Genomic DNA, 23,107 nt, shown 5'->3' on the forward strand with positions numbered 1-23,107 from the left:
AGGATACCCATTGCACCAACAGCGCCTCCAGCAACAGCGCCGGATTGAGGTTGGCCTTGCTCATCACTTTCTGCCGCTGGGCTAGAATCCAGTCCTGAATATTCAGGACTTTATCCTGAGCGGCTTTCTGCGCCAGGTATTGAATGACCTTGCGCATGTCCGCCAGCCCCAGCCCCGCTTCATCCTGAGTCAACTGATAACGCAGGATCAGGCTCGACCAGTCGCAGAACCAGTCGAACAGCAGCAACATGGGAATGGTTTTCCATTCCTCGGCCAGTTGCGTCGGCGATTGCTGCTGCTTGAGCAACTTCTTCACGCCCTCGACCACCAGCGCCCGCTGCTCGCGCACGCCCTGGGCCTGCAATTTGACCGCGGCCAATGGCGAACCGGCAGCAAGGGTCAGCAGTTCAATGCGCTCGTCTTCCGAGCAGTCCGGCAACGTCTTGGCCAGCCACGCCAGACTCATGGCTTCGCTCGGCAAAGGACAGGCCTGCTGTACGCAACGGCTCTTGATGGTCGGCAGCAGACGACTGGTCTGGTGGCTGACGAGCAGCAATACGGTGTCGCCGGACGGCTCTTCAAGGCTTTTTAGCAAGGCGTTGGCGGCGTTGATGTTCATCGACTCGACCGGCTCGATCAGCACCACTTTGCGACCGCCCATCTGCGAAGTCTGAACCACGAAGCTGACCAGGTCACGTACCTGATCGACCTTGATCGCCTTGTCTGCCTCTTCCGGTTCCAGGACGTAGTTGTCGGGATGACTACCGGCCTTGAGCAGAAGGCAGGATTTGCATTCACCGCAGGCGCCCTGGGCGGTCGGACGCTGGCACAACAAACTGGCCATCAACCGCTCGGCCAGCGCACGCTTGCCGATCCCGGCCGGGCCATGCAGCAGATAGGCATGGGCGTGCTGGGCACGACCGGCCAATTGCTGCCAGAGACTGTCCTGCCACGGATAGGCTTCAGCCACGGGTCAACTCCAGCAGACGTGGCAGCAAGACATCCAGAGACTGCTGAACCTGCGCCAGCGGTTGAGCGGCATCCACCAGGACATAACGCGCAGGATCCGCTTTGGCACGCTCGAGGAAGGCACTGCGCACGGCATCGAAGAACGTGCGGCCTTCAAGCTCGAAACGGTCCAGGCGACCGCGGGCGCTGGCGCGGGCCAGGCCCACTTCCACCGGCAGATCGAAGATCAGCGTCAAGTCCGGGCGCAGATCGCCCTGGACGAATGTTTCGAGGGTCGCGATACGCTCCAGCGACAAACCGCGACCACCGCCCTGGTAGGCATAGGTCGAATCGGTAAAACGATCACACAGAACCACCGCGCCACGGGCCAGCGCTGGGCGGATCACCTCGGCCAGGTGCTGGGCTCGCGCAGCGAACACCAACAGCAGCTCGGTGTCAGGGTTCATGACCTCATCGACCGGCGCCAACAACACGTCGCGGATCCGCTCGGCCAGGGGCGTGCCGCCCGGCTCCCGGGTCAACACCACCTCGATCCCGGCGGCGCGCAGACGCTCGGCCAGGTATTCGCGATTGGTGCTCTTGCCGGCACCTTCCGGGCCTTCCAGGGTAATAAACAAGCCAGTCACAGGCAGTCCTTAATCAGAGTCATTGCGGGCTTTGCAGCGCCGGAGCATCCCGCTCGGGTGCTGGCGCAGGCTCTTGTGCAGAGTCTTGCGGCGCTACTTGTGGCACATCTTCGGCCGCCGTATCAGGCGAAGTCGCCGAGGTTGGCGCCTGGACATCTTCCGTCAGCGGCGTGGTAGTCGGTGCCGGGCTGGAACGGTAATCGGCCCGGCGATTGAGCTGGAACTCCCGCACCGCATTGTTATGGGCGTCCAGATCATCGGAGAACACGTGGCTGCCATCACCGCGCGCAACAAAATACAGGCTGTTGCCGTCCGCCGGATTCAACGCCGCATGGATCGCCTCGCGGCCGACCATCGCAATCGGTGTCGGCGGCAGGCCAGCGATCAGGTAAGTGTTATACGGCGTCGGCTCCTTGAGATGGGCGCGGGTCAACTTGCCGTTATAGCGATCGCCCAAGCCGTAGATCACCGTCGGATCGGTCTGCAGCAACATGCCCATCTCCATGCGCCGCACGAACACGCCGGCGATTTGCCCGCGTTCCTGCGGCACACCGGTTTCCTTTTCCACCAGCGAGGCCATGATCAGCGCCTGATAGGGTTCGGTGTAGGGCACGTCGGCAGCACGCTGGCTCCACTCCTTGGCGAGGACTTCGTCGAGGCGGTCGTAAGCCTTCTTGAGCAGATCGACGTCAGTCATGCCACGCACGAAACGGTATGTGTCGGGGAAGAAGCGCCCTTCCGGGAAAATCCCGCCGTGCCCAAGCTTGTCCATCACCTGGCTGTCGCTCAAACCGTTGAGGGTCTGTTCGAGCTTTTCGTCCTTGGCCAGGGCCGCGCGGACCTGATGGAAATTCCAGCCTTCGACCAGCGTCAGGCTGTACTGAACCATTTCCCCGCGCTTCCACAGGTCGATCAGCCCTTCGACTGTCATGCCGGGAACCATGCGGTATTCGCCGCTGTGCAGCGGTTGCCCCGCCAGGTTGAAGCGCCAGTACACACGCAGCCAGAAAGCGTCCTTGATGACGCCATCGGCTTCAAGTCGAATGAAAGTGCGGTTCGGCGTAGTACCTTTGGGCACTTCCAACAGCTGTTCCTGGGCGATGTTCAGCGGCTGTTCCAGCGCCGAATGGATTTTCCAGGCACAAGCGCCCGCCAACAGCCCCGCCAGAACCAGTCCGGTTTCCAGCAGCAGCAATAATTTACGTCTCACGAATCAGGCATCCAGTAGCGCACGGGCAATGGTTTGGAGTTTACGGGTGAGCGGCCCAACCGGCCAGCTCAGTGCGGCATAGGCGCGCACCGGCCAAACGCCATAAACGCTGTTGCAGACAAAGACCTCATCAGCCCATTGCAGCTGTTCGAGGGTAATGTCGATGATTTGTGTGGGAATCCCCAATGACTCGGCTTGAAACAATAATTCGGCACGCATCACGCCTGCCACGCCACAACGTTTGAGATCGGCGGTCACCAGCACGCCATCGCGCACCAGGAACAGATTACTGAACACACCTTCGATCACTCGCCCGACCTGATCCAGCATCAAGCCTTCAGCATGCTCGGTGTCCTGCCATTCGGAACGGGCGATAACCTGCTCCAGACGATTCAGGTGCTTGAGACCGGCAAGCAATGGCTGCTTGGAAAGCCGTGTTGTACAAGGGAACAGGCGCACGCCCTGCTTCGCATGCACAGCCGGATAGGCAGCGGGAGGATTGCCTTGCAGAATGCGCCGGGCCTGGGCCGAGGGATCGGGGGCGTAACCGCGCAGGCTGTCGCCGCGGGTGAGGATGAGTTTGAGCACGCCCTCGCCCAGTGCGGCGGCATAGGCCAGCAGCTCCGCGCGGATCAGCTCATGATCGGCGGCAATCGCCAGGCGCGAACAGCCCTCGGCCAGACGCGACAAATGTCGATCCAGCAACAACGGCTGCCCGCCCTTGACGGCGATGGTCTCGAACAGACCATCGCCGTAAGCCAGGCCGCGATCTTTCAGCGACAAAGCGTCAGCCGGTTGACCGTCGACCCAGCTGTCCATCAGTCAGCGAACCGGCGGAACACCAGCGAGCCATTGGTACCGCCAAATCCGAAGGAGTTGGACAGCACCACGTCGATATCCATGCCGCGCGCGGTGTGGGGTACGAAGTCGAGGTCGCAGCCTTCGTCCGGCTCATCGAGGTTGATGGTCGGCGGGGCTACCTGACTGTTGATTGCCAGCACGCTGAAAATCGCCTCGACCGCCCCTGCGGCACCCAGCAGGTGACCGGTCATGGACTTGGTCGAACTGACGGCCAGCTTGTAGGCGTGATCGCCGAACACCGATTTGATTGCACAGGCTTCGGCGAGGTCGCCAGCCGAGGTCGAGGTGCCATGGGCATTGATGTACTGCACCTGATCACCATTGATCTTCGCATCGCGCAAGGCATTGGTGATGCAACGCGCAGCACCCGCGCCATCAGCCGGTGGCGAGGTCATGTGGTAGGCATCGCCACTGGTGCCGAAACCGATCAGCTCGGCGTAAATGGTCGCGCCACGGGCCTTGGCGTGCTCCAGCTCTTCGAGAACCAGTGCCCCGGCACCGTCGGACAGCACGAAGCCATCACGACCCTTGTCCCATGGACGGCTGGCACGGGCCGGCTCGTCGTTGCGGGTCGACAGTGCGCGGGAGGCACCAAAGCCGCCCATGCCCAGACCACATGCAGCCATCTCGGCGCCGCCGGCGATCATTACGTCGGCTTCGTCGTACATGATGTTACGTGCAGCCATGCCGATGCAGTGCGTACCGGTGGTACACGCCGTGGCGATGGCGTAGTTAGGTCCCTGTGCACCCAAGTGAATGGACAGGAAACCGGAAATCATATTGATGATCGAGCCAGGCACGAAAAACGGAGAAATCCGCCGTGGGCCGGAATCATGCAGTGTGCGGCTGGTGTCTTCGATATTGGTCAGACCGCCAATACCCGACCCCATGGCCACGCCGATACGCTCGCGATTGGCATCGGTAACCTCAAGACCTGCGTTACGCACGGCTTGAAAACCTGCAGCCAGACCGTATTGAATGAACAGGTCGAGTTTGCGGGCTTCCTTGACCGACAAGTATTCCTCGACATTGAAGCCCTTTACCGAGCCGCCAAAGCGGGTGGAATAGGCAGAAAGGTCGGTGTGTTCGATCAGACCAATGCCACTGCGGCCAGCCAGAATGCCCTGCCAGCTGCTCGGCACATCCGTGCCCAGTGGCGACAACATACCCATACCGGTGACTACGACGCGTCTACGCGACACAGCACTCTCCTTTTTTCAAATGACGACTTCGCACAAGGCCTAAAGAAAAAACCGCACGCCATGATGGCAGTGCGGTTTTTCCATGACAGCGAGCGACGACTAAAAACTATTACGCCTGATGGCTGGTAACGTAGTCGATTGCTGCTTGTACAGTAGTGATCTTTTCAGCTTCTTCGTCAGGGATTTCGGTCTCGAATTCCTCTTCCAGAGCCATCACCAGCTCAACGGTGTCAAGGGAGTCGGCACCCAGGTCTTCAACGAAGGAAGCGGTGTTGACCACTTCTTCTTCTTTAACGCCCAGTTGCTCAGCAACGATTTTCTTGACGCGCTCTTCGATGGTGCTCATACCTTGTTTTCACTCCTAATGGACAAATTCAGGCAGCTGGCCAGTGGGTAAGTGTATAGAAAGACTTTTCAGTTTTTCAACTGAAAGCTTCACTCCTCAAACCCTGCGGCCCTCTGCCGATAAAATAGATTGCAGCTTTATAACGGATTTTAGACAGCTCGTATGACATTTTTTTGAAGCAATCCGTCACATTTAACTCATGTACATCCCGGCCTTGGCGGCTGCGTAGTTTACTTGGCCTGCGTTGCCCATGGCACCCACAACCGAGCCAATACTGATAATTCGTCCCCAACGGGCTTTGGTCATACCGCGCAAAACGCCCTTGGACAGGCGGAACAGACTGTTCAAGTTGGTGTCGACAACGTCATGCCATTCGTCATCTTTCATGCGCATCATCAGGTTATCGCGGGTGATACCGGCATTATTGACCAGGATCGCCGGCGCACCGAACTGCTCCTGAATGCTCGCCAGCACGGCCGCTACGGACTCGTCGCTGGTGACATTGAGTTCCAGGCCAGTGCCCTGAATACCGTTTTCTTTCAGAGTGGCGGCGATACGCTCGGCACCCGATGCGGAGGTCGCAGTACCAACAACGATGGCACCCTGACGACCCAGCTCCAGAGCGATAGCCTGGCCGATACCACGGCTGGCACCGGTGACCAGTGCAACTTTACCTTGCAGACTCATGCAAGCTTCTCCTTGATCAGACCAGCGCTGCACGGGCGGCAGCGAAAGCATCTGGGGTATTGAGGTTAGAGGTCGACACGCCTTCAGCGCAACGTTTGTTCAGACCGGCCAGGACCTTGCCCGGACCGCACTCGACCAGTTGGGTTGCACCCTTGGCAGCCAGCGCCTGGACCGATTCGACCCAGCGCACAGGCTTGTAAAGCTGCTCAAGCAGATCGCGCTTGAGGGTTTCCAGATCGGCTGGTACGTCGGCACTGACGTTCTGCACTACCGGAATCTGCGGCGCCTGCCAGTCGATCGCTGCGATCGACTCAGCGAATCGCTCGGCGGCCGGACGCATCAACTCGCAGTGGGACGGCACGCTGACCGGCAACGGCATGGCGCGCTTGGCACCACGCGCCTTGCAGCCTTCGATGGCGCGTTCGACCGCAGCCTTGGCGCCGGCAATCACTACCTGGCCCGGCGAGTTGAAGTTGACTGCGCTGACCACTTCACCTTGCGCCGCTTCGGCGCAGGCTGCCAGCACATCAGCATCGTCCAGACCGAGGATAGCGGCCATGCCGCCCTGCCCGGCCGGAACGGCCTCCTGCATCAATTGACCGCGACGCTCTACCAGCTTCACCGCGGCGCCCAGGCTCAGGCTGCCCGCAGCCACCAGGGCGCTGTATTCACCCAGGCTGTGACCGGCAACRTAAGCCGGACGCGCGCCGCCTTCAGCCAGCCACAGACGCCACAAGGCGATCGAGGCAGTCAGAATGGCCGGTTGGGTTTTATCGGTTTGATTGAGTAGTTCTTCCGGCCCTTGCTGGGTCAGCGCCCACAGGTCGTAACCCAGAGCATCGGAAGCTTCTTTGAATGTTTCAAGGACCACTGGGTGTTGCGCGCCCAACTCGGCCAGCATGCCGAGGGACTGCGAACCCTGTCCTGGAAAGACGAATGCGAGGGAAGCAGACATGTAACAAGCCCCTAATGATCTTGTCGTCGGAGAATTGACGTCCCGCCAGGGGAACGCAAGAAACTGACAGTTGGATGGCTCATTGAACTGAGCGGTCACATTTAAGCATTGTCTGACGAAAACGCCTAAGGCAACAAATCTTCCAGGCGCCCATGAAGACGTTCCGGCAAGTTTTCCTGGATCTCGATCAAGGCGCGCTGAATCGCACTCTGGAAGCCCTGAACCCCCGCCGAACCATGACTTTTCACGACAATTCCCTGCAAACCGAGAAAACTTGCGCCGTTATGGCGTGCCGGCGCCAGCTCGGCCTGCAAGCGCTTCATCAGCGGCAGCGCCAGTGCGCCTACCAGTTTCGACGCGAAATTTTTCTTGAACTGGGCCTCGATGCGCCCGGCGATCATGGTCGCCAGGCCTTCGCTGGATTTGAGCAGGATATTGCCGACAAAGCCGTCACACACCACCACATCCGCCTCGCCACGGTACAAACCGTCGCCCTCGACAAACCCGATGTAGTTCAGGCCACGCGCATTTTGCAGCAGGGTCGCCGCCAGCTTGACTTGCTGATTACCCTTGATGTCTTCGGTGCCGATGTTCAGCAACGCGACCCGTGGACGAACGACGCCCAGGGCTTGCGCCGCCACAGACCCCATCACCGCAAACTGCAACAGATGCTCGGCACTGCAATCGACATTGGCGCCCAGATCGAGCAACTGGCAGAAACCTTTCTCGGTCGGAATGGCGGCGACCATGGCCGGCCGATCGATCCCCGGCAAGGTTTTGAGCACAAACCGCGACAACGCCATCAGCGCACCGGTATTGCCGGCACTGACGCACGCCTGGACCTTGCCATCACGCAACAACTCCAGCGCCACGCGCATCGACGAATCAGGCTTGCCGCGCAGGGCCTGGGCAGGCTTTTCGTCCATGGTGATGACTTCGGACGCCGGCACAATCGACAGGCGCGAGCGATCCGCTGCCGATTGGCCAGCGATCAGTTCTTCAAGTAGGGAGGGTTGACCGACAAGGGTCAGGTGCAGCGAGGGCGTAGCTGACAGACAAGCAAGGCTGGCCTGAACAATGCTGCGGGGACCGAAGTCCCCGCCCATTGCGTCAATCGCGATGACTTGAGCGGACAAGGATTACTCGTCAGCGCCCTTGTCGATCACTTTACGGCCACGGTATACGCCTTCTGGCGATACGTGGTGACGCAGGTGAACTTCACCGGTGGTTTTTTCTACAGACAGGGTGCTAGCCTCGAGAGCATCGTGCGAACGACGCATGTCACGGGCAGAGCGGGATTTTTTGTTCTGCTGAACAGCCATAATTGATTAACTCCTAAACGTTTGGGTCACGCTTTAACTGCGCCAATACACTGAACGGGTTGGACCGCGTTACCTCGTCCTCGCTCGGTTCGGGCTCATCTGCTCCCGCCGGCTGCTGGCATTCTTCCGGATGATGAGCAGGCACAATGGGCAAGGCGAGCAGAAGCTCCTCCTCGATCAGTGACTGCAGATCCAATGGATCTTCGCCCAGTTCCAGCACGTCATAACCTTTCGGCAACGACTGGGTATTCGCACCCTCCTTCACCACAGCATAACTGCATTCGCTATGGATCGGCAGGGTGACCAGCTCAAGACAACGCTGGCAAACCATTTTGACTTCGGTGTCGATAAAGCTGTGGATTACCACAGACTTACGTTCATCTCGTTCAAAAACGAATTTAGCCTGCACCGTACCGACATTGTCGGAAAGCGGGTCGCAGAGTCTCTCCAAATCGGCCAGCAGCATTTCACCTTGAAGGGTGGTGCCACGGTCAGCCAATTTGCGCGGGTCAACGTGAGGTGGAATCGGGTCATTCAACATAGGCGCAGCATTATAGGGATGCCCCCAGCCATGTCAAAGGAAATTCAGCCCTGTCCGCCACTTGAGCCTGCGTTAGAATTCGCCCCTTGCCCTTTGGAGATGCGCATGCTGCCTTTATTACTCGCTTCAAGCTCGGTTTATCGCCGGGAATTGCTGGCCCGCCTGCAGTTGCCGTTTACTTGCAGCTCGCCGGATATTGACGAAAGCCATCGCCCGAACGAGTCAGCCATCGAACTGGTAAAGCGCCTCGCCGAAGAAAAAGCCCGGGCACTTACCGCCAGCCATCCTGCTCACCTGATCATCGGCTCGGACCAGGTCGCGGTACTTGGCCAGCGAATTATCGGCAAGCCACACAGCTTCGAAAAGGCCCGCGAACAACTGCTCGCATCGAGCGGTGCCAGTGTGACATTCCTCACCGGGCTGGCATTGCTCAACAGCCAGACCGGCCACTGCCAGGTCGACTGCGTGCCGTTTACCGTGCACATGCGCGCACTCGACGCAGCACGCATCGAACGCTACCTGCACGCCGAGCAGCCCTACGACTGCGCTGGCAGCTTCAAGGCTGAAGGATTAGGGGTGAGCCTGTTTCAAAGCACCGAAGGCCCTGACGCCACCAGCCTGATCGGCCTGCCACTGATTCGCCTGGTTGACATGTTACTGGCTGAAGGCGTGCAAATACCCTGAACCGCTGCGCGCGCACAAAAAAACCGGCCACACAGGCCGGTTTTTTTATGCAGACAACGATCAGCGCAACGCCGGCCCCTGGAAGCCCATCCACATCGCCAAATGCTCAGCCACGCTGGCACCGAGCTTTTTCGAGAAGCGATCAAACGGCGACTCCTCGATAGTGAAGTCCACCAGCTCTTTCTCGCCAATCACGTCACGCGCCACCGAACTGGCACTGCCCAGACCATCAATCAAGCCCAGCGGCAGCGCCTGCTCACCGGACCAGACCAGCCCGGAGAACAGCTCCGGATGATCTTTGTCCTTGAGACGATCGCCACGCCCCTTCTTGACGCTACTGATGAACTGCTGATGAGTGGTGTCGAGCACACCCTGCCAGAACTGAGTTTCTTCAGGCTTCTGCGGCTGGAACGGATCGAGGAATGATTTGTGCTCGCCAGAGGTGTAGGTACGACGCTCGACACCCAATTTTTCCATGGTGCCGACAAAACCGTAACCGGCCGCGGTCACACCAATGGAACCCACCAGGCTCGCCTTGTCGGCATAGATCTGATCTGCCGCACTGGCAATGTAATAGGCACCGGAAGCTCCCAGATCCGAGATCACCGCGTAAACCTTGGTATCCGGATGCAAGCCGCGCAAACGACGAATCTCGTCATAGACATAACCCGACTGCACCGGACTGCCGCCCGGACTGTTGATCCGCAGGATCACACCCTTGACCTTGTTGTCCTCGAAGGCTTTACGCAGACTGCCTACGATATTATCTGCACTCGCCGGTTCTTTGTCGGCGATCATGCCGGTTATATCGATCAGCGCCGTGTAAGCGGAACCGCGAGTGGCGCTTTTTTCCATATCCATCAGCGGCGAGAACAAGAACAACGCAAGCAACAGATATGCAAAGGTCAGCAGCTTGAAGAAAATCCCCCAGCGACGGGATCGGCGATGCTCCTGCACACTGGCCAGCAGGGTCTTTTCCAGCAGCTTCCAGCTTTTTTCGTCACCGCTCTCCGCGCTCGCCTTGGCGGGTGCTTTCCATTCGTCGGTCATGACATTTACCCCTGCAAAAAACCGTTATGCCCGCTGACTCAGCCAGGCGCGCAATTCTGAAAAACGATCAATGGACAGCCGCGGTTCGAACTGCTGCAACGCCTCAATCGATTGAGCGCCATAGCTGACCGCCACCGAATCCATGCCGGCGTTGCGCGCCATCTGCAGATCGAAGGACGAATCCCCGACCATCAGCGCCTGCTCCGGACGAACCTCGCAATGGGCGAGAATCTGCTCAAGCATCAACGGATGGGGCTTGCTGGCCGTTTCATCAGCTGCGCGAGTGACATCAAAATAATCTTCCCAACCGTGAGCTTTCAGCACCCGGTCCAGCCCGCGCCGAGCCTTGCCGGTGGCAACCGCCAGGTGATAGCCGTCAGCACGAAACGCCTCCATCGACTCAAGCACGCCCTCGAACAACGGCGAAGGAACAGCCTCTGCCGCGATGTAGTGCTCCGCATAATAGTCACGGAAAGCCATAAGCTCGCCATCGCCGATCTCGGGATACAAAGTCCGAATCGCCTCCGGCAACCCGAGACCGATAATGCCTTTGACCGCAAAATCATCGCGCAACGGGAAGCCAGAGCGCCTGGACGCCACGTGCATCGCCTCGACAATCCGACCAATGGAGTCTGCGAGCGTGCCGTCCCAATCGAAAATCAGCAGTTTGTAATCAGATGGGCGCACTCAATCGCTCCACGGTTTTGGCCCACATCTCGTCGACCGGCGCCTGCAACTTCAGCTCGCCGCCATCAGGCAGCGGCACGGTCAGCATGTAGGCATGCAGGAATAGACGCTTGCCGCCCAGGTCACGAATTTCCTTGCTGAAATCTTCATCGCCGTACTTGGTGTCGCCGGCGATGCAATGCCCGGCATGCAAAGTATGGACGCGAATCTGGTGAGTGCGACCGGTGATCGGCTTGGCTTCGACCATGGTGGCAAAGTCACCGAAGCGGCGCAGCACCTTGAACACGGTAAGAGCCTCCTTGCCTTCTTCGTCGACTTCGACCATGCGCTCGCCGGAGCGCAGATTGCTCTTTTGCAACGGCGCACGGACTTGCTTGATCGAGGTCGCCCAGTTGCCGCGCACCAGCGCCATATAGCGCTTGTCGACGCCATCACCGCGCAATGCGGCGTGCAAGTGACGCAACATGCTGCGCTTTTTGGCGATCATCAGCAGGCCGGACGTGTCCCGGTCGAGGCGGTGAACCAACTCGAGCTCTTTTGCATCAGGACGTAACTGACGAAAGGCTTCGATGACGCCGTAATTCAAGCCGCTGCCGCCGTGAACCGCGATGCCAGCGGGCTTGTTGATCACGATCAGCGCCTTGTCTTCGTAGACAATCGAGGCCTCGAGCCGCTGCAGCAGCCCCTGCGCCAGTGGCACGGGCTCGTCGCGCTCGGGCACGCGAACCGGCGGCACGCGCACGATGTCGCCCGCCTGCAGCTTGTATTCGGGCTTGATCCGACCTTTGTTCACCCGCACTTCGCCTTTACGCAAAATGCGGTAAATCAAGGTCTTGGGCACGCCTTTGAGCCGAGCGAGAAGGAAGTTATCAATACGTTGGCCGGCATATTCCGGCGAGACCTCAAGCAGTTGTACGCCTGGGGTCGAAGGGGCAGTAGTCGTCATGGTGCAGATGATAACAATTTTTTATGGAATTGAAGCACTTAATCATTGCTGCTATAGTCGCGAACGCCGCCAAAAGTGGCCTGGACAGCGGACTAACGGTCAAAAACCGGCCCTGACCAACGCAATTCACGAGGACGAGAGGCCGTCCTACGGGGCTTTCGCTACGTAACGGCAGAGTTTGCAGTTGTAACAAGCGCAGGTGACATAAGGCCTGAATCATGCCGCAAAGCAGAGTTTTCACTCGCCTTCCGAGCAAATATTCACGGCCAGTTCACAAAGTGCAGTCAGCTGCAAACGACCCCGAGCGAACGCTTCGGAAACAACGCCTAAATTAGCCATGATGCGTGACCTCCCCTTTCGGAGCTCACGGTAAATGCCAACCCGCTGCGGATTCTGCGCGCGGCAGCACCCGAATTATCAGGGATACGTGTAGGGTGGAGATGCACAACCGCTGGACTGTGTAGCAATAGGCTTTATCAAGACGCTTCATCTCGTCCACAGCCGCCGGTTGATTCCTCCTCCTGACTGAGTGCTTAAGTAGCCACAGCAAGCAGGACGCGTACGTCGCGATACCGGCCCAATTGGTCGGACATCGCTGGACACGGGAATGGCCAACCGCTCCCGACGCACCTGACACCGACCGTGAGAAGTCGTGTGTGCCGAACGCCGTTTCCGGCAGCCCGGAAACCGACGGTACTACATGAAAAGAATGCTGATTAACGCGACTCAACCTGAAGAGTTGCGTGTTGCACTGGTAGATGGCCAACGCCTCTACGACCTGGACATCGAATCCGGTGCACGCGAGCAGAAGAAGGCCAACATCTATAAAGGCCGGATTACTCGCATCGAACCAAGCCTTGAGGCTGCCTTTGTCGATTTCGGCTCTGAGCGCCACGGCTTCCTGCCCCTCAAAGAAATCTCCCGCGAATACTTCAAGAAAACTCCCGAAGGCCGCGTCAACATCAAGGACGTCCTGAGCGAAGGCCAGGAAGTCATCGTTCAAGTCGAAAAAGAAGAACGTGGCAACAAGGGCGCCGCCCTGACCACCTTCATCAGCCTGGCCGGTCGTTACCTGGTTCTGATGCCGAACAACCCGCGTGCCGGCGGTATCTCCCGTCGCATCGAAGGTGAAGAGCGCAACGAACTGCGTGAAGCCCTCAACGGCCTGGTTGCACCGGCCGACATGGGTCTGATCGTTCGCACTGCCGGCCTTGGCCGCAGCAGCGAAGAAATGCAGTGGGACCTCGACTACCTGCTGCAACTCTGGACCGCCATCAAAGAAGCCTCGCTGGACCGCGCCGCGCCGTTCCTGATCTACCAGGAAAGCAACGTGATCATCCGCGCCATCCGCGATTACCTGCGCCAGGACATCGGCGAAGTGCTGATCGACAGCGTTGAAGCCCAGGACGAAGCCCTGACCTTCATTCGCCAGGTGATGCCGCAGTACGCCAGCAAGATCAAGCTGTACGAAGACAGCGTTCCGCTGTTCAACCGCTTCCAGATCGAAAGCCAGATCGAAACCGCCTTCCAGCGCGTCGTCGAACTGCCTTCCGGCGGCTCCATCGTCATCGATCCGACCGAAGCCCTGGTGTCCATCGACATCAACTCGGCGCGCGCCACCAAAGGCAGCGACATCGAAGAAACCGCTCTGCAGACCAACCTTGAAGCCGCCGAAGAAATCGCCCGTCAGTTGCGCYTGCGCGACMTSGSCGGCCTGATCGTCATCGACTTCATCGACATGACCCCTGCCAAGAACCAGCGCGCCGTGGAAGAGAAAGTCCGCGAATGCCTGGAAGCCGACCGCGCCCGCGTGCAAGTCGGTCGCATCTCGCGCTTCGGCCTGCTGGAAATGTCCCGTCAGCGCCTGCGTCCATCGCTGGGCGAAAGCAGCGGCATCGTTTGCCCGCGTTGCAACGGCACCGGCATCATCCGTGACGTTGAATCGCTGTCGCTGGCGATCCTGCGCCTGATCGAAGAAGAAGCCCTGAAAGACCGCACCGCCGAAGTTCGCGCACAAGTGCCGATCCCGGTGGCAGCGTTCCTGCTCAACGAAAAACGCAACTCGATCACCAAGATCGAACTGCGCACCCGCGCCCGCATCGTCATTCTGCCGAACGATCACCTCGAAACGCCGCACTTCGAAGTTCAGCGTCTGCGTGATGACAGCCCGGAAGCCAGCATCAACCAGTCCAGCTACGAGATCGCTGCTGCCGCTGCGGAAGTCGAAGAAGTCCAGCCAGCCGCCGCGACCCGCACCCTGGTTCGCCAGGAAGCCGCAGTCAAGACTGCACCGGCTCGCGCCAATGCTCCGGTGCCGACCGAAGTCGTCGCCGCCCCAGTAGCTGCACCGGTTGCCGCGCCTGAGCCAAGCCTGTTCAAGGGCCTGGTGAAGTCGCTGATCAGCCTGTTCGCGACCAAGGAAGAGCCAGTTGCGCCGGTCGTGGTTGAAAAACCAGCGACTACCGAGCGCCCTGCCCGCAACGAAGAGCGTCGCAACGGTCGTCAGCAGAGCCGCAACCGTAACGGTCGCCGCGATGAAGAGCGCAAGCCTCGTGAGGAACGTGCACCGCGTGAAGAGCGCGCACCACGTGAGCCACGCGAAGAGCGTCAACCACGCGAAGCCCGCGAAGAAACGCCAGCAGTCGCCCGCGAAGAACGCGCTCCACGTGCCCCTCGTGAAGAACGTGCACCGCGCGCACCGCGCGAAGATCGCAAGCCACGTGGCGATCGTGAAGAACGTCCGGTTCGTGAACTGCGCGAGCCTCTGGATGCCGCTCCGGCCGCCGCTGCCACCGCTGAAGAGCGTCCTGCCCGTCAGCCACGCGAAGAGCGCGCTCCACGCCCACCGCGTGAAGAACGTCAACCACGCACCGAGCAAGCCGCTGCTGCCGCTGCCGAAGAAGAGCTGCCAACCAACGAAGAGCAACTGCAGGAAGATGGTCAGGAAGTCGCCGAAGGCGATCGTCCACGCCGCCGCTCCCGTGGCCAGCGTCGTCGCAGCAACCGTCGTGAGCGTCAGCGCGATGCCAACGGCAACGTGATCGAAGGTTCGGAAGAATCCGAATCCACTGAAAACGCCGAAGCGCCAAGCGCTGCCGATCTGGCCGCCGGCCTGGCTGTTACCGCAGCCGTTGCCAGCACCGTGATCAGCGCACCTGCTGAAGCACAAGCCAACGAGCAAGCCGAACGCGCTACTGCTGCCACTCTGGAAACCGCTCCGGTTGAAGCGCCAGTGGTTGAAGCGAGCACGCCGGTGGAAGTCATCGCCGCTCCGGAAATCGAAGTGGCCCCGGCTCGTGAAGCGCGGCCTGAAGTTGAAGCTGCCGCCGAACCAGTGGTTGCTGCAGAACCTGTCGTTGAAGCACCAGTGGCTGAACAGGTACGCGAAGTTCGTGAAGAACAAACCACGTTCAACTGGGTTGCCGAGCCACCGGTTGCTGTCGAAGCTCCAGCGCCAGTCGCTGAGGCTCCGGTTGCTGAAGCCCCAGCGGTTGAAGCCACGGTCTCCGAGCCAGTGGTTGCGGCTGCCGAGCCTGCTCCGCTGCTTGAAGCACCGGTGGTTGCCGAAGCTGCACCCGTGGTCGAAGCCGCCCCTGTCAGCGCTCTGACTCCAAGTGGCCGTGCGCCGAACGACCCGCGTGAAGTACGTCGTCGCAAGCGTGAAGCCGAGCGTCTGCAGAAGGAAGCCGAACTGGCTGCCGCTGCTGCTCCGGCCGCTGCCGAGCCAGCACCGGTTGTTGCTGAAGTCGTCGAGGCAGCCCCTGCCCCGGCCGCTGAAGTGTCTGCCGAGCCGGTTGAATCCGTGATCGACGAAGCACCGCGCTCCGTACAGGAAGCGGTAGAGCAACACGAGCAAGCCCTGGAAAAAGAGCACGAGCCTAAACCCCTCGCCTGATTCCATCGGCCACTAAAAAGCCCCGCCTGGTGATCCCAGGCGGGGCTTTTTTATGTCGGTTGCTTCGCAGGAAAACCGCGATGGCGGTGCATCAGGCGAAGACCAACCTCTCTGGTATGTCCACATCCCACAACACACCCGGATCCTCCACCGCCACCTCGACCACCCTCGCCTGCGCAAACAGTGACTTGGCGCCCTGATCGCCGGTCAGCGCCATCAATCCCGGACCGAAGCTTCGCCCGAACCCCACCGGATGCCCATATTGCCCTTCATGCACCGGCACGCTGATGGTGTCATCCGCAATGGCCGCGACGACCTGCTCAATGCTCGACGGCAGGATAAACGGCATATCCCCCAGCATGATCAGCCAGCCACCGTGGTGCGAACAGGCCGCCACACCCGCCGCAATGCTGTCGCCCAGGCCGGTCGTCTCGATTCGCACAATCTCGCAACCATAAGCCTGCGCCATGCGAATCACTTGCGGGCGGTCCGCGGTGGTGACCAGCACACGCTTCTCGAGTGTGGCTGGCAGATTCACCAGCACCTGCTCGATCATTGAGTGCACGGTGATGCCATCACGGGCGGTGCAGTCCACCAGCAACTTGTCCTTATCGTCACCCGCTACCTGTCGAAACCGGCTGCCCTGCCCGGCGGCTAGAACGATAACGCCAATGGAGTCACTCATACGCCCTCCTGCAACGGCCTCTTCTGCTTGAGCTCGATGCCGTTCTTGATCGCCACAATCTCGGCCAGCAGCGACAAGGCGATTTCCGCCGGAGTATGGCTGCCGATGTGCAAGCCGATCGGGCCGTGCAAGCGTTCGATGGCCTGTTGGGACAAGCCTAGCTGAGCCAGGTTGTCCCGGCGCTTCTGACTGTTGACTCGCGAACCCAGCGCACCGACATAAAATGCCCTGGAATCCAGGGCCGTGAGCAGCGCCATGTCATCCAGGCGCGGATCGTGGGTGAGCGCGACGATGGCGGTGCGTTCGTCGGTCTGGATGGTCAGCACTGCTTCGTCGGGCATGCCCGGAACGAAGCGACCGTGTTGTTCTTCCCAGCCGTAGACGAACTCGGTGCGCGGATCGCAGATCAGCACTTCGAAATCCAGCAGCCGTGCCATCTCGGCGACATACCGCGATAGCTGCCCCGCGCCGATCAACAACAATCGCCAACGCGGGCCGTAAATGGCGCGCAGTGTGTTGCCATCAAAACTCAGCACATCGTGCTTGTTCGCCGGCTGCAGAACCACTTCACCGGTCGCAATATCCAGCGAGCGCGCAACGATTTCATGCGCCTCGCAGCGCGCCAGCACCTGGGCGACCCACGCCGGATCGCCGACGCGCTCCTCGGTCAGGCGCAACGTGCCGCCGCAGGGCAAACCAAACCGCGCGGCCTCCTCACGAGTGACGCCATAAGTAATCAACTGCACCGGAGGCCCATCGGCCGGGATACGGCCATCGTGCAGCCGGGCAATCAGGTCATCCTCGACACAGCCACCGGACACCGAGCCAATCACTACGCCATCGCCACGCAAGGCGAGCATGGCGCCAGGTGCCCGGGGCGCGGTACCCCAGGTCTGAACCACGCTGTACAACATCACCCGCTGACCGGCGCGGCGCCATTCCAGCACGCTGCGCAGGACGTTCAGATCGACGCTATCCATCAGGCGCCAGCCTTCTGCCAGCCTTGCAGCTGATAGCGAACCGGCAAGTCACGGATGCGCTTGCCGGTGGCCGCGAAGATCGCGTTGCACAGCGCTGGCGCAATCGGCGGCACGCCCGGCTCACCGACCCCGCCCAACGGTACATTGCCCGGTGGCGTGACCAGGTGCACGGCGACTTCCTTCGGTGCCAGGGACATGCGCGCCACTTCGTACATGTGGAAGTTGTCCTGCTGGACCTTGCCGTCCTTGAAGCTGATTTCCCCCAGCACCGTGTTGCCCAGGCCCATGACGCAGGCGCCTTCGAACTGCGAGCGAATTCGCTCGGGGTTGATCTGCGGGCCGCAGTCCACGGCGATGTCGGCTTTGTGCACGATCAGCGTGCCATCGTCTTTGACTTCGACTTCGATCACGGCTGCCACATAAGTGACAAAGCTGTAATGCACCGCCAGGCCCAGGCCACGGCCCTTGGGTAGCTTACGCCCCCATCCGGCGGCTTTAGCGGCGGTTTCCAGCACGGTGCGCATCCGCGCGGTATCGATCGGATACCGCTCGGGGGATTCGCCGTAGTTCCACTCTTCACTCAAGGTACGCGGATCGATCTGACGGTCCGGGCCAAGCAGCTTGATCTGGTATTTGAGCGGGTCCTGGCCGGCCTTATGCGCCAGTTCATCGACAAAGCTCTGAATCGCAAAGCCATGAGGGATGTTCGACACAGAGCGATACCAGCCGACCCGCGTGTGGACCGCTGCTTCAGGGTTTTCCAGGCGCACGCTGGGGATCGCATAAGCCATGTTGGTAAAACCCATGCCCAGCTCGAAAGCCGCTTCATGGTTCATCCCCGGCGCGAACAGCGCGGTGATGCTTGGCGCCACCGTGCGGTGCAGCCAGCCAGACGGCAAGCCGTCCTTGTTCAGACTGGCCTTGAGGTATTCGGCAGACACGGTGTGGAAATACGAGTGGTGGATGTCGTCTTCACGGGTCCACTGCACCCGCACCGCTTTGCCCGGGAATTCCTTGGCCAGGATCGCCGCTTCAACCACGAAGTCCGGCTTGGACTTACGACCAAAACCGCCGCCGAGCAAGGTGACGTTGAACGTGACGTTATCGAACGGAATGCCCAGGCGCTCGCCAATCCGCTCGCGGGTGACTTGCGGCGCCTGGCTTGGCGCCCAGGCCTCACACACACCGTCCTTGAAACGGGCGATGGCGACCATCGGCTCCATCGGCGATTGCGCCAGGTGCGGCAGATAGTAAGAAGCTTCAAGGGTGCTGTCGGCAGCGCTCATGGCCTGGTCGATGTTGCCGGTGTTGCGCACCACTTTGCCGGGCTTGAGCGACGCGGCTTCGAGTTCCTTGCGGTAGGCGATCGAGTCGTAACTGGCGTTGGGGCCGTCATCCCACTCGATCTTCAGCGCTTCGCGGCCCTTGATCGCCGCCCAGGTGTTGCTGGCCACCACAGCCACACCGCCAAGAGGCTGGAACTCGGACGGCAATGGACGGCTTTCGATTTGCAGAACCTTGATCACCCCCGGGACTTTCATCGCAGCGCTGGCATCGAAGGATTTGACCTTGCCGCCGTAGACCGCCGGACGGGCGATGGTGGCGAAAAGCATGCCGTCGAAATGCACATCGGCGCCGTAGACCGCGCGACCGTTGACGATGTCCGCACCGTCGATGGCCTTGGTGCCTTCCTTGCCGATGTAGCGAAACTCCGACGGCTGCTTGAGCCGCAGGCTGTCGCGAGCCGGCACCGTAAGCGCACTGGCTGCTGCGGCCAACGCGCCGTAGCCCAATTCACGGCCAGTCGATTTATGGATGACCTTGTGCAGTTGCGCATGGCACTCGCTGACCGGCACTTTCCATTGCGCGGCAGCAGCTTGCTCAAGCATGGTCCGCGCGGCAGCACCGCAACGGCGCATCGGCTCGTACCAATGACGCATGCTGCGCGAGCCGTCGGTGTCCTGATTGCCGAAACGTACTTCATCGCCCGGCGCCTGTTGCACTTTGACCTGTGCCCAGTCGGCTTCCAGTTCATCGGCCACCACCATGGACAGACTGGTGCGCACGCCCTGGCCCATTTCCGAACGGTTGCAAATCACCGTCACGCTGCCATCGGCGGCGATGCTGATGTAAACCTTCGGATCATCGATCCAGCCGTTGGGCATGCCGTCGGCACCGAATTTCTGCTCTTTTTCGGCGGCTAATGCATCCTGCCAGCCCCAACTGGCGGCCAGCACCAGCGCACTGGTGGCGCCCACGCCCTTGAGGAAACCGCGTCGGCTGAGATTACTCAGCGCAAAATCATTCGGTAGCTGGCTCATGCCTTGGCCTCCTTCAGGTGAGTGGATGCCTGGCGGATGGCGGTCTTGATCCGGTTGTAGGTGCCGCAACGGCAAATATTGCCGACCATCGCCTCTTCAATCTGCTCGTCGCTGGGGTTCGGGTTGGTTTTCAGCAGCGCGGTGGCCGACATGATCTGTCCACCCTGGCAATAACCGCACTGAGCCACGGCGCTGTCGAGCCAGGCTTGCTGGACGACTTTGCCCACCGGGTCGGCGTGCAGGTTGTCGATGGTGCTGACGTTCTGGCCGACCACCGAGCCGATCGGTGTGATGCAACTGCGCGCTGGCGCGCCGTCGATATGAATGGTGCAGGCGCCGCACAGGCCCATGCCGCAGCCGAATTTGGTGCCGTTGTAGCCAGCCACGTCACGGATCGCCCAGAGCAGCGGCATGTCCTCGGTGACATCGAGTTGATGATCTTGACCATTGAGTTTCAGGGTAATCATGGGCACGCCCGCATAGTTATAGAGGTTATGGGGTCGAGCAATCTGCCGCTTGGGGTTCGCGGTTCACTACACGCAGATCGACTCAGGCTAATCGGCTCTCATATGTAGACGCGACGTCTGCACCGGGCCTTTGATGGAGCAAATGCTTGCATCGTTAGCTGGCTAAGTTAACTGAGCATTAACAAAAAAGCCCTGCACATTTGAAAATGTGCAGGGCTTTTTAATCAGCCTGAAGCGTAGCCTCAATACTGGTTGGGTTCCATTTCCAGGTCGACCTTGAAACGCTCTGCAATGTCTTTCTGAATGCGCTGCGCCAGATTCAGCAATTGCAGGCCCGTTGCGCTGCCGTAGTTGACCAGCACCAGCGCCTGTAATTTATGCACACCGGCATCGCCGTCGCGAAAGCCTTTCCAGCCGGCGCGTTCGATCAGCCAGCCCGCCGCCAGCTTCATTTGCCCATCGGGCTGCGCATACGCCACCAGATCCGGGTATTCACCCTTGAGTTGTGCCACAAGTGCGGCGGGCACCAACGGATTCTTGAAGAAGCTGCCGGCATTGCCGAGCACCGCCGGGTCCGGGAGTTTTTCGCTGCGGATGCTGCAAATGGCCTGGCTGACGTCGGTCGGCGTCGGGTGATCAATACCCTGCTCGGTCAGGCGCTGACGCACCGGGCCGTATTCCAGGTGCAGGTGCGCGGTGCGCGTGAGGGTGAAACGCACCCGCAGGATCAACCAGCGCCCCGGCTCCTGTTTGAACAGGCTGTCGCGGTAGGCAAAGTTGCACTCGGCCAGTGTGAAGTCCCGCAGCTCGCCGGTCTGGCGATCGAGGGCTGTCAGGCCGGCGAATACGTCCTTTATCTCGACACCGTAAGCGCCGATGTTCTGCATCGGTGCCGCGCCGACGGTGCCGGGGATCAGGCTGAGGTTTTCCAGCCCCGACCACCCTTGCGCCAGGGTGTGTTGCACAAACGGGTGCCATGGCTCGCCCGCCTCGGCTTCGATCACCACCTGGTTGCCGTCATCGCTCAGCAGGCGAATCCCCCGAGTGGCCATGCGCAACACCAGTGCCGGCACATCGGCGGTCAGCAACAAATTGCTGCCACCACCGATCACCAGCACCGGCACTTCGTGTTCCACCGCGTAGGCCAGGGCTTCGCGCACGTCGGCATCGCTATGGGCTTCGGCAAACAGCCGCGCCTGAACGTCCACGCCAAAGCTGTTGTACGGTTTGAGCGAAACCCGGGGTTGAACCTGCAAACTCATAGCCGTCCCTTCAATTCGATCACCAGCAGATCGCTGGCGCGCTCGATCAGGTCCAGTACCTGTTCGAAGCCTTGGTCGCCGTCGTAATAAGGATCCGGCACTTCATCGACTTCCGACTGGTAGCGACGCAGGAACAAATCCAGCTCGGCCTTGCCCTTGGCCGGTTGCATGGTCTTGAGGTGGCGCAGGTTGCTGTTGTCCATCGCCAGAATCAGGTCGTAAGTGGCGAAATCGGCGCGGGTCACTTGCTGGGCGCGCTGGGCGGACAGGTCGTAGCCGCGCAGTTTCGCCGCAGCCTGGCTGCGCTTGTCCGGGGCCTTGCCGACGTGCCAGTCACCGGTGCCGGCAGAAGCCACTTCGACTTGATCGGCCAGCCCCGCCTCACGCAGCTTGTGCCGCAATACGCCCTCAGCCGTGGGGGAACGGCAGATGTTGCCCAGGCAGACGAACAGAACCCGCATCAGGCCTCCAGCAGGCGACGAACGCGCTCGAGATCTTCAACGGTGTCGACGCCGGTGGGCGGTGCGATCAGCGCATTGGCGACGTGAATCCGCACGCCGTGCCAGAGGGCACGCAGCTGTTCCAGAGACTCGGTGTTTTCCAGCCAGCACGGGCCCCAGGTGACGAAGTCCTGAAGGAAGCCGGCACGGTAAGCATAAATGCCGATGTGGCGGCGATATGGCACGCCTTCCGGCAATTGCTCGCGGCTCTTGGCAAACGCGTCCCGAGCCCACGGCAAGGTGGCACGACTGAAGGTCAGCGCCAGGCCATTGAGGTCGCTGACCACTTTGACCACATTGGGGTTGAACAGGGTTTCGACGTCTTCGATCGGCTCGGCCAGGGTGGCCATGCGTGCTTCGGTGTGAGCAGCCAGGTTGGCGGCGACCTGATCGATCACGCTTGGCGGGATCAACGGCTCGTCGCCCTGAACATTGACCACGATCGCGTCCGGGGCCAGGCCCAGTTTCGCCGCAACTTCAGCCAGGCGGTCAGTGCCGGAGTTGTGATCTTCGCGAGTCAGCACCACTTCGGCACCAAAGCCCTTGCAGGCCTCGACGATGCGCGCATCGTCAGTGGCAACCACCACGCGCTGGGCGCTGCTTTTGCTCGCCTGTTCCCAGACGTGCTGGATCATCGGCTTGCCGGCGATCAGCAGCAGCGGCTTGCCCGGCAAGCGGGTGGAGGCGTAACGCGATGGAATGACAACGGTAAAGGCTGTGGTCATTTATCCAGACGCTCATCGGTGGTCAGGGTGCGCGCTTCGCTTTCGAGCATCACCGGGATGCCGTCGCGAATCGGGTACGCGAGGCCGGCGCCCTTGCTGATCAGCTCGGTTTTGTCGGCGCTGAGCTTGAGCGGGCCTTTGCAGACCGGGCAAGCGAGGATGTCGAGCAATTTGGTGTCCATGTAC

Annotated in this window: 23 protein-coding genes and 1 pseudogene; 2 read left to right on the forward strand and 22 right to left on the reverse strand. The window is 60.5% G+C overall.

All coding sequences use genetic code 11. The annotated features are described in order from the left end of the window. The 11 genes and pseudogenes from AC1DIS_RS26195 to AC1DIS_RS26245 form a co-directional block, all read right to left on the reverse strand. On the reverse strand, positions 1–970 hold a 970-nt coding region (locus AC1DIS_RS26195), incomplete at its 3' end, for a DNA polymerase III subunit delta' (RefSeq protein ID WP_477781174.1). Beyond that, positions 963–1,595 (reverse strand): dTMP kinase, encoded by a 633-nt coding sequence (gene tmk, locus AC1DIS_RS26200; protein ID WP_064616594.1) that lies wholly within the window; start codon positions 1,593–1,595, stop codon positions 963–965. The genes AC1DIS_RS26195 and tmk, both read right to left, overlap by 8 nt. 19 nt (positions 1,596–1,614) lie before the next feature. Beyond that, a complete protein-coding gene (gene mltG / locus AC1DIS_RS26205; RefSeq protein WP_477743481.1) occupies positions 1,615–2,805 on the reverse strand; it encodes an endolytic transglycosylase MltG in 1,191 nt (396 codons plus the stop codon). 3 nt (positions 2,806–2,808) lie between these two features. Next, positions 2,809–3,624, reverse strand: coding sequence for an aminodeoxychorismate lyase (gene pabC, locus AC1DIS_RS26210; RefSeq protein ID WP_064616590.1), 816 nt, complete (start codon positions 3,622–3,624; stop codon positions 2,809–2,811). Beyond that, positions 3,624–4,868 carry a beta-ketoacyl-ACP synthase II gene (gene fabF, locus AC1DIS_RS26215; RefSeq protein WP_026286429.1) on the reverse strand — a complete coding sequence of 415 codons (1,245 nt, stop codon included), beginning with the start codon at positions 4,866–4,868 and terminating at the stop codon, positions 3,624–3,626. Before fabF ends, pabC begins: the two co-directional genes overlap by 1 nt. A 109-nt stretch (positions 4,869–4,977) precedes the next feature. Further along, entirely contained in the window at positions 4,978–5,214 is a 237-nt protein-coding gene (gene acpP / locus AC1DIS_RS26220; protein ID WP_003175607.1) for an acyl carrier protein, read from the reverse strand. Positions 5,215–5,418: 204 nt separating this feature from the next. After that, a pseudogene (locus AC1DIS_RS26225) lies at positions 5,419–5,901 on the reverse strand (SDR family oxidoreductase); the annotation flags it as partial. A gap of 16 nt (positions 5,902–5,917) precedes the next feature. Then, positions 5,918–6,856, reverse strand: a complete 939-nt coding sequence (gene fabD, locus AC1DIS_RS26230; protein ID WP_026286430.1) for an ACP S-malonyltransferase — start codon at positions 6,854–6,856, stop codon at positions 5,918–5,920. A 125-nt stretch (positions 6,857–6,981) separates the two neighbouring features. After that, positions 6,982–7,992, reverse strand: coding sequence for a phosphate acyltransferase PlsX (gene plsX / locus AC1DIS_RS26235; RefSeq protein ID WP_018926222.1), 1,011 nt, complete (start codon positions 7,990–7,992; stop codon positions 6,982–6,984). Positions 7,993–7,995: 3 nt separating this feature from the next. Next, positions 7,996–8,178, reverse strand: coding sequence for a 50S ribosomal protein L32 (gene rpmF, locus AC1DIS_RS26240; protein WP_003179396.1), 183 nt, complete (start codon positions 8,176–8,178; stop codon positions 7,996–7,998). A 13-nt stretch (positions 8,179–8,191) separates the two neighbouring features. Then, on the reverse strand, positions 8,192–8,719 hold the full coding sequence (locus tag AC1DIS_RS26245) for a YceD family protein (RefSeq protein ID WP_007942001.1): 528 nt from the start codon (positions 8,717–8,719) through the stop codon (positions 8,192–8,194). 105 nt (positions 8,720–8,824) lie between these two features. On the opposite strand from AC1DIS_RS26245, the gene AC1DIS_RS26250 reads away from it, so the two are divergent. Then, entirely contained in the window at positions 8,825–9,403 is a 579-nt protein-coding gene (locus AC1DIS_RS26250; RefSeq protein WP_018926223.1) for a Maf family protein, read from the forward strand. A 60-nt stretch (positions 9,404–9,463) separates the two neighbouring features. On the opposite strand, the gene sppA is transcribed toward AC1DIS_RS26250, so the two are convergent. Genes sppA through rluC form a run of 3 tightly spaced genes read right to left on the reverse strand, consistent with a single transcriptional unit; the run spans position 9,464 to position 12,086 of the window. Further along, positions 9,464–10,453: a signal peptide peptidase SppA gene (gene sppA / locus AC1DIS_RS26255; RefSeq protein ID WP_064616586.1), complete on the reverse strand. Its 990-nt coding sequence runs from the start codon at positions 10,451–10,453 to the stop codon at positions 9,464–9,466. 24 nt (positions 10,454–10,477) lie between these two features. Further along, positions 10,478–11,140, reverse strand: a complete 663-nt coding sequence (locus AC1DIS_RS26260; protein WP_018926225.1) for an HAD-IA family hydrolase — start codon at positions 11,138–11,140, stop codon at positions 10,478–10,480. Next, entirely contained in the window at positions 11,127–12,086 is a 960-nt protein-coding gene (rluC, locus tag AC1DIS_RS26265) for a 23S rRNA pseudouridine(955/2504/2580) synthase RluC (RefSeq protein WP_007941997.1), read from the reverse strand. Before rluC ends, AC1DIS_RS26260 begins: the two co-directional genes overlap by 14 nt. Before the next feature lie 700 nt (positions 12,087–12,786). Here rluC and rne point away from each other — a divergent pair. Then, the gene (gene rne / locus AC1DIS_RS26270) at positions 12,787–15,981 is read left to right on the forward strand and encodes a ribonuclease E (RefSeq protein WP_477781175.1); all 3,195 of its coding nucleotides are present in this window, start codon (positions 12,787–12,789) and stop codon (positions 15,979–15,981) included. Between the two features lie 91 nt (positions 15,982–16,072). On the opposite strand, the gene AC1DIS_RS26275 is transcribed toward rne, so the two are convergent. The 8 genes from AC1DIS_RS26275 to AC1DIS_RS26310 all read right to left on the reverse strand — a co-directional run bounded on the left by AC1DIS_RS26275 (position 16,073) and on the right by AC1DIS_RS26310 (position 23,103). Further along, positions 16,073–16,666, reverse strand: coding sequence for a nucleotidyltransferase family protein (locus AC1DIS_RS26275; protein WP_138866996.1), 594 nt, complete (start codon positions 16,664–16,666; stop codon positions 16,073–16,075). Next, positions 16,663–17,646, reverse strand: coding sequence for an XdhC family protein (locus AC1DIS_RS26280; RefSeq protein WP_111455348.1), 984 nt, complete (start codon positions 17,644–17,646; stop codon positions 16,663–16,665). Before AC1DIS_RS26280 ends, AC1DIS_RS26275 begins: the two co-directional genes overlap by 4 nt. After that, entirely contained in the window at positions 17,646–19,967 is a 2,322-nt protein-coding gene (locus tag AC1DIS_RS26285) for a xanthine dehydrogenase family protein molybdopterin-binding subunit (RefSeq protein WP_477743483.1), read from the reverse strand. Before AC1DIS_RS26285 ends, AC1DIS_RS26280 begins: the two co-directional genes overlap by 1 nt. Then, positions 19,964–20,434 (reverse strand): (2Fe-2S)-binding protein, encoded by a 471-nt coding sequence (locus AC1DIS_RS26290; protein ID WP_007941956.1) that lies wholly within the window; start codon positions 20,432–20,434, stop codon positions 19,964–19,966. The genes AC1DIS_RS26285 and AC1DIS_RS26290 overlap by 4 nt, the downstream gene beginning before the upstream one ends. A gap of 242 nt (positions 20,435–20,676) precedes the next feature. Further along, positions 20,677–21,696 (reverse strand): UDP-N-acetylmuramate dehydrogenase, encoded by a 1,020-nt coding sequence (murB, locus tag AC1DIS_RS26295; protein ID WP_064616576.1) that lies wholly within the window; start codon positions 21,694–21,696, stop codon positions 20,677–20,679. Beyond that, positions 21,693–22,157: a low molecular weight protein-tyrosine-phosphatase gene (locus AC1DIS_RS26300; RefSeq protein WP_018926232.1), complete on the reverse strand. Its 465-nt coding sequence runs from the start codon at positions 22,155–22,157 to the stop codon at positions 21,693–21,695. The genes murB and AC1DIS_RS26300 overlap by 4 nt, the downstream gene beginning before the upstream one ends. Continuing rightward, the gene (gene kdsB / locus AC1DIS_RS26305; protein ID WP_477743484.1) at positions 22,157–22,921 is read right to left on the reverse strand and encodes a 3-deoxy-manno-octulosonate cytidylyltransferase; all 765 of its coding nucleotides are present in this window, start codon (positions 22,919–22,921) and stop codon (positions 22,157–22,159) included. The genes AC1DIS_RS26300 and kdsB overlap by 1 nt, the downstream gene beginning before the upstream one ends. Further along, positions 22,918–23,103 carry a Trm112 family protein gene (locus AC1DIS_RS26310; RefSeq protein ID WP_003179363.1) on the reverse strand — a complete coding sequence of 62 codons (186 nt, stop codon included), beginning with the start codon at positions 23,101–23,103 and terminating at the stop codon, positions 22,918–22,920. Before AC1DIS_RS26310 ends, kdsB begins: the two co-directional genes overlap by 4 nt. Positions 23,104–23,107 lie beyond the last annotated feature (4 nt).

Source organism: Pseudomonas sp. 05N433 (assembly GCF_056396925.1).

Bases quoted from the DNA above. Each gene is read 5' to 3' on its own strand.
- pabC (WP_064616590.1), bottom strand. From the start codon at position 3,624: ATGGACAGCTGGGTCGACGGTCAACCGGCTGACGCTTTGTCGCTGAAA.
- rpmF (WP_003179396.1), bottom strand. From the start codon at position 8,178: ATGGCTGTTCAGCAGAACAAAAAATCCCGCTCTGCCCGTGACATGCGT.
- AC1DIS_RS26245 (WP_007942001.1), bottom strand. From the start codon at position 8,719: ATGTTGAATGACCCGATTCCACCTCACGTTGACCCGCGCAAATTGGCT.
- acpP (WP_003175607.1), bottom strand. From the start codon at position 5,214: ATGAGCACCATCGAAGAGCGCGTCAAGAAAATCGTTGCTGAGCAACTG.
- AC1DIS_RS26290 (WP_007941956.1), bottom strand. From the start codon at position 20,434: ATGATTACCCTGAAACTCAATGGTCAAGATCATCAACTCGATGTCACC.
- sppA (WP_064616586.1), bottom strand. From the start codon at position 10,453: ATGACCGACGAATGGAAAGCACCCGCCAAGGCGAGCGCGGAGAGCGGT.
- AC1DIS_RS26285 (WP_477743483.1), bottom strand. From the start codon at position 19,967: ATGAGCCAGCTACCGAATGATTTTGCGCTGAGTAATCTCAGCCGACGC.
- murB (WP_064616576.1), bottom strand. From the start codon at position 21,696: ATGAGTTTGCAGGTTCAACCCCGGGTTTCGCTCAAACCGTACAACAGC.
- AC1DIS_RS26250 (WP_018926223.1), top strand. From the start codon at position 8,825: ATGCTGCCTTTATTACTCGCTTCAAGCTCGGTTTATCGCCGGGAATTG.
- AC1DIS_RS26300 (WP_018926232.1), bottom strand. From the start codon at position 22,157: ATGCGGGTTCTGTTCGTCTGCCTGGGCAACATCTGCCGTTCCCCCACG.
- AC1DIS_RS26280 (WP_111455348.1), bottom strand. From the start codon at position 17,646: ATGGATAGCGTCGATCTGAACGTCCTGCGCAGCGTGCTGGAATGGCGC.
- AC1DIS_RS26310 (WP_003179363.1), bottom strand. From the start codon at position 23,103: ATGGACACCAAATTGCTCGACATCCTCGCTTGCCCGGTCTGCAAAGGC.
- AC1DIS_RS26275 (WP_138866996.1), bottom strand. From the start codon at position 16,666: ATGAGTGACTCCATTGGCGTTATCGTTCTAGCCGCCGGGCAGGGCAGC.
- kdsB (WP_477743484.1), bottom strand. From the start codon at position 22,921: ATGACCACAGCCTTTACCGTTGTCATTCCATCGCGTTACGCCTCCACC.
- rluC (WP_007941997.1), bottom strand. From the start codon at position 12,086: ATGACGACTACTGCCCCTTCGACCCCAGGCGTACAACTGCTTGAGGTC.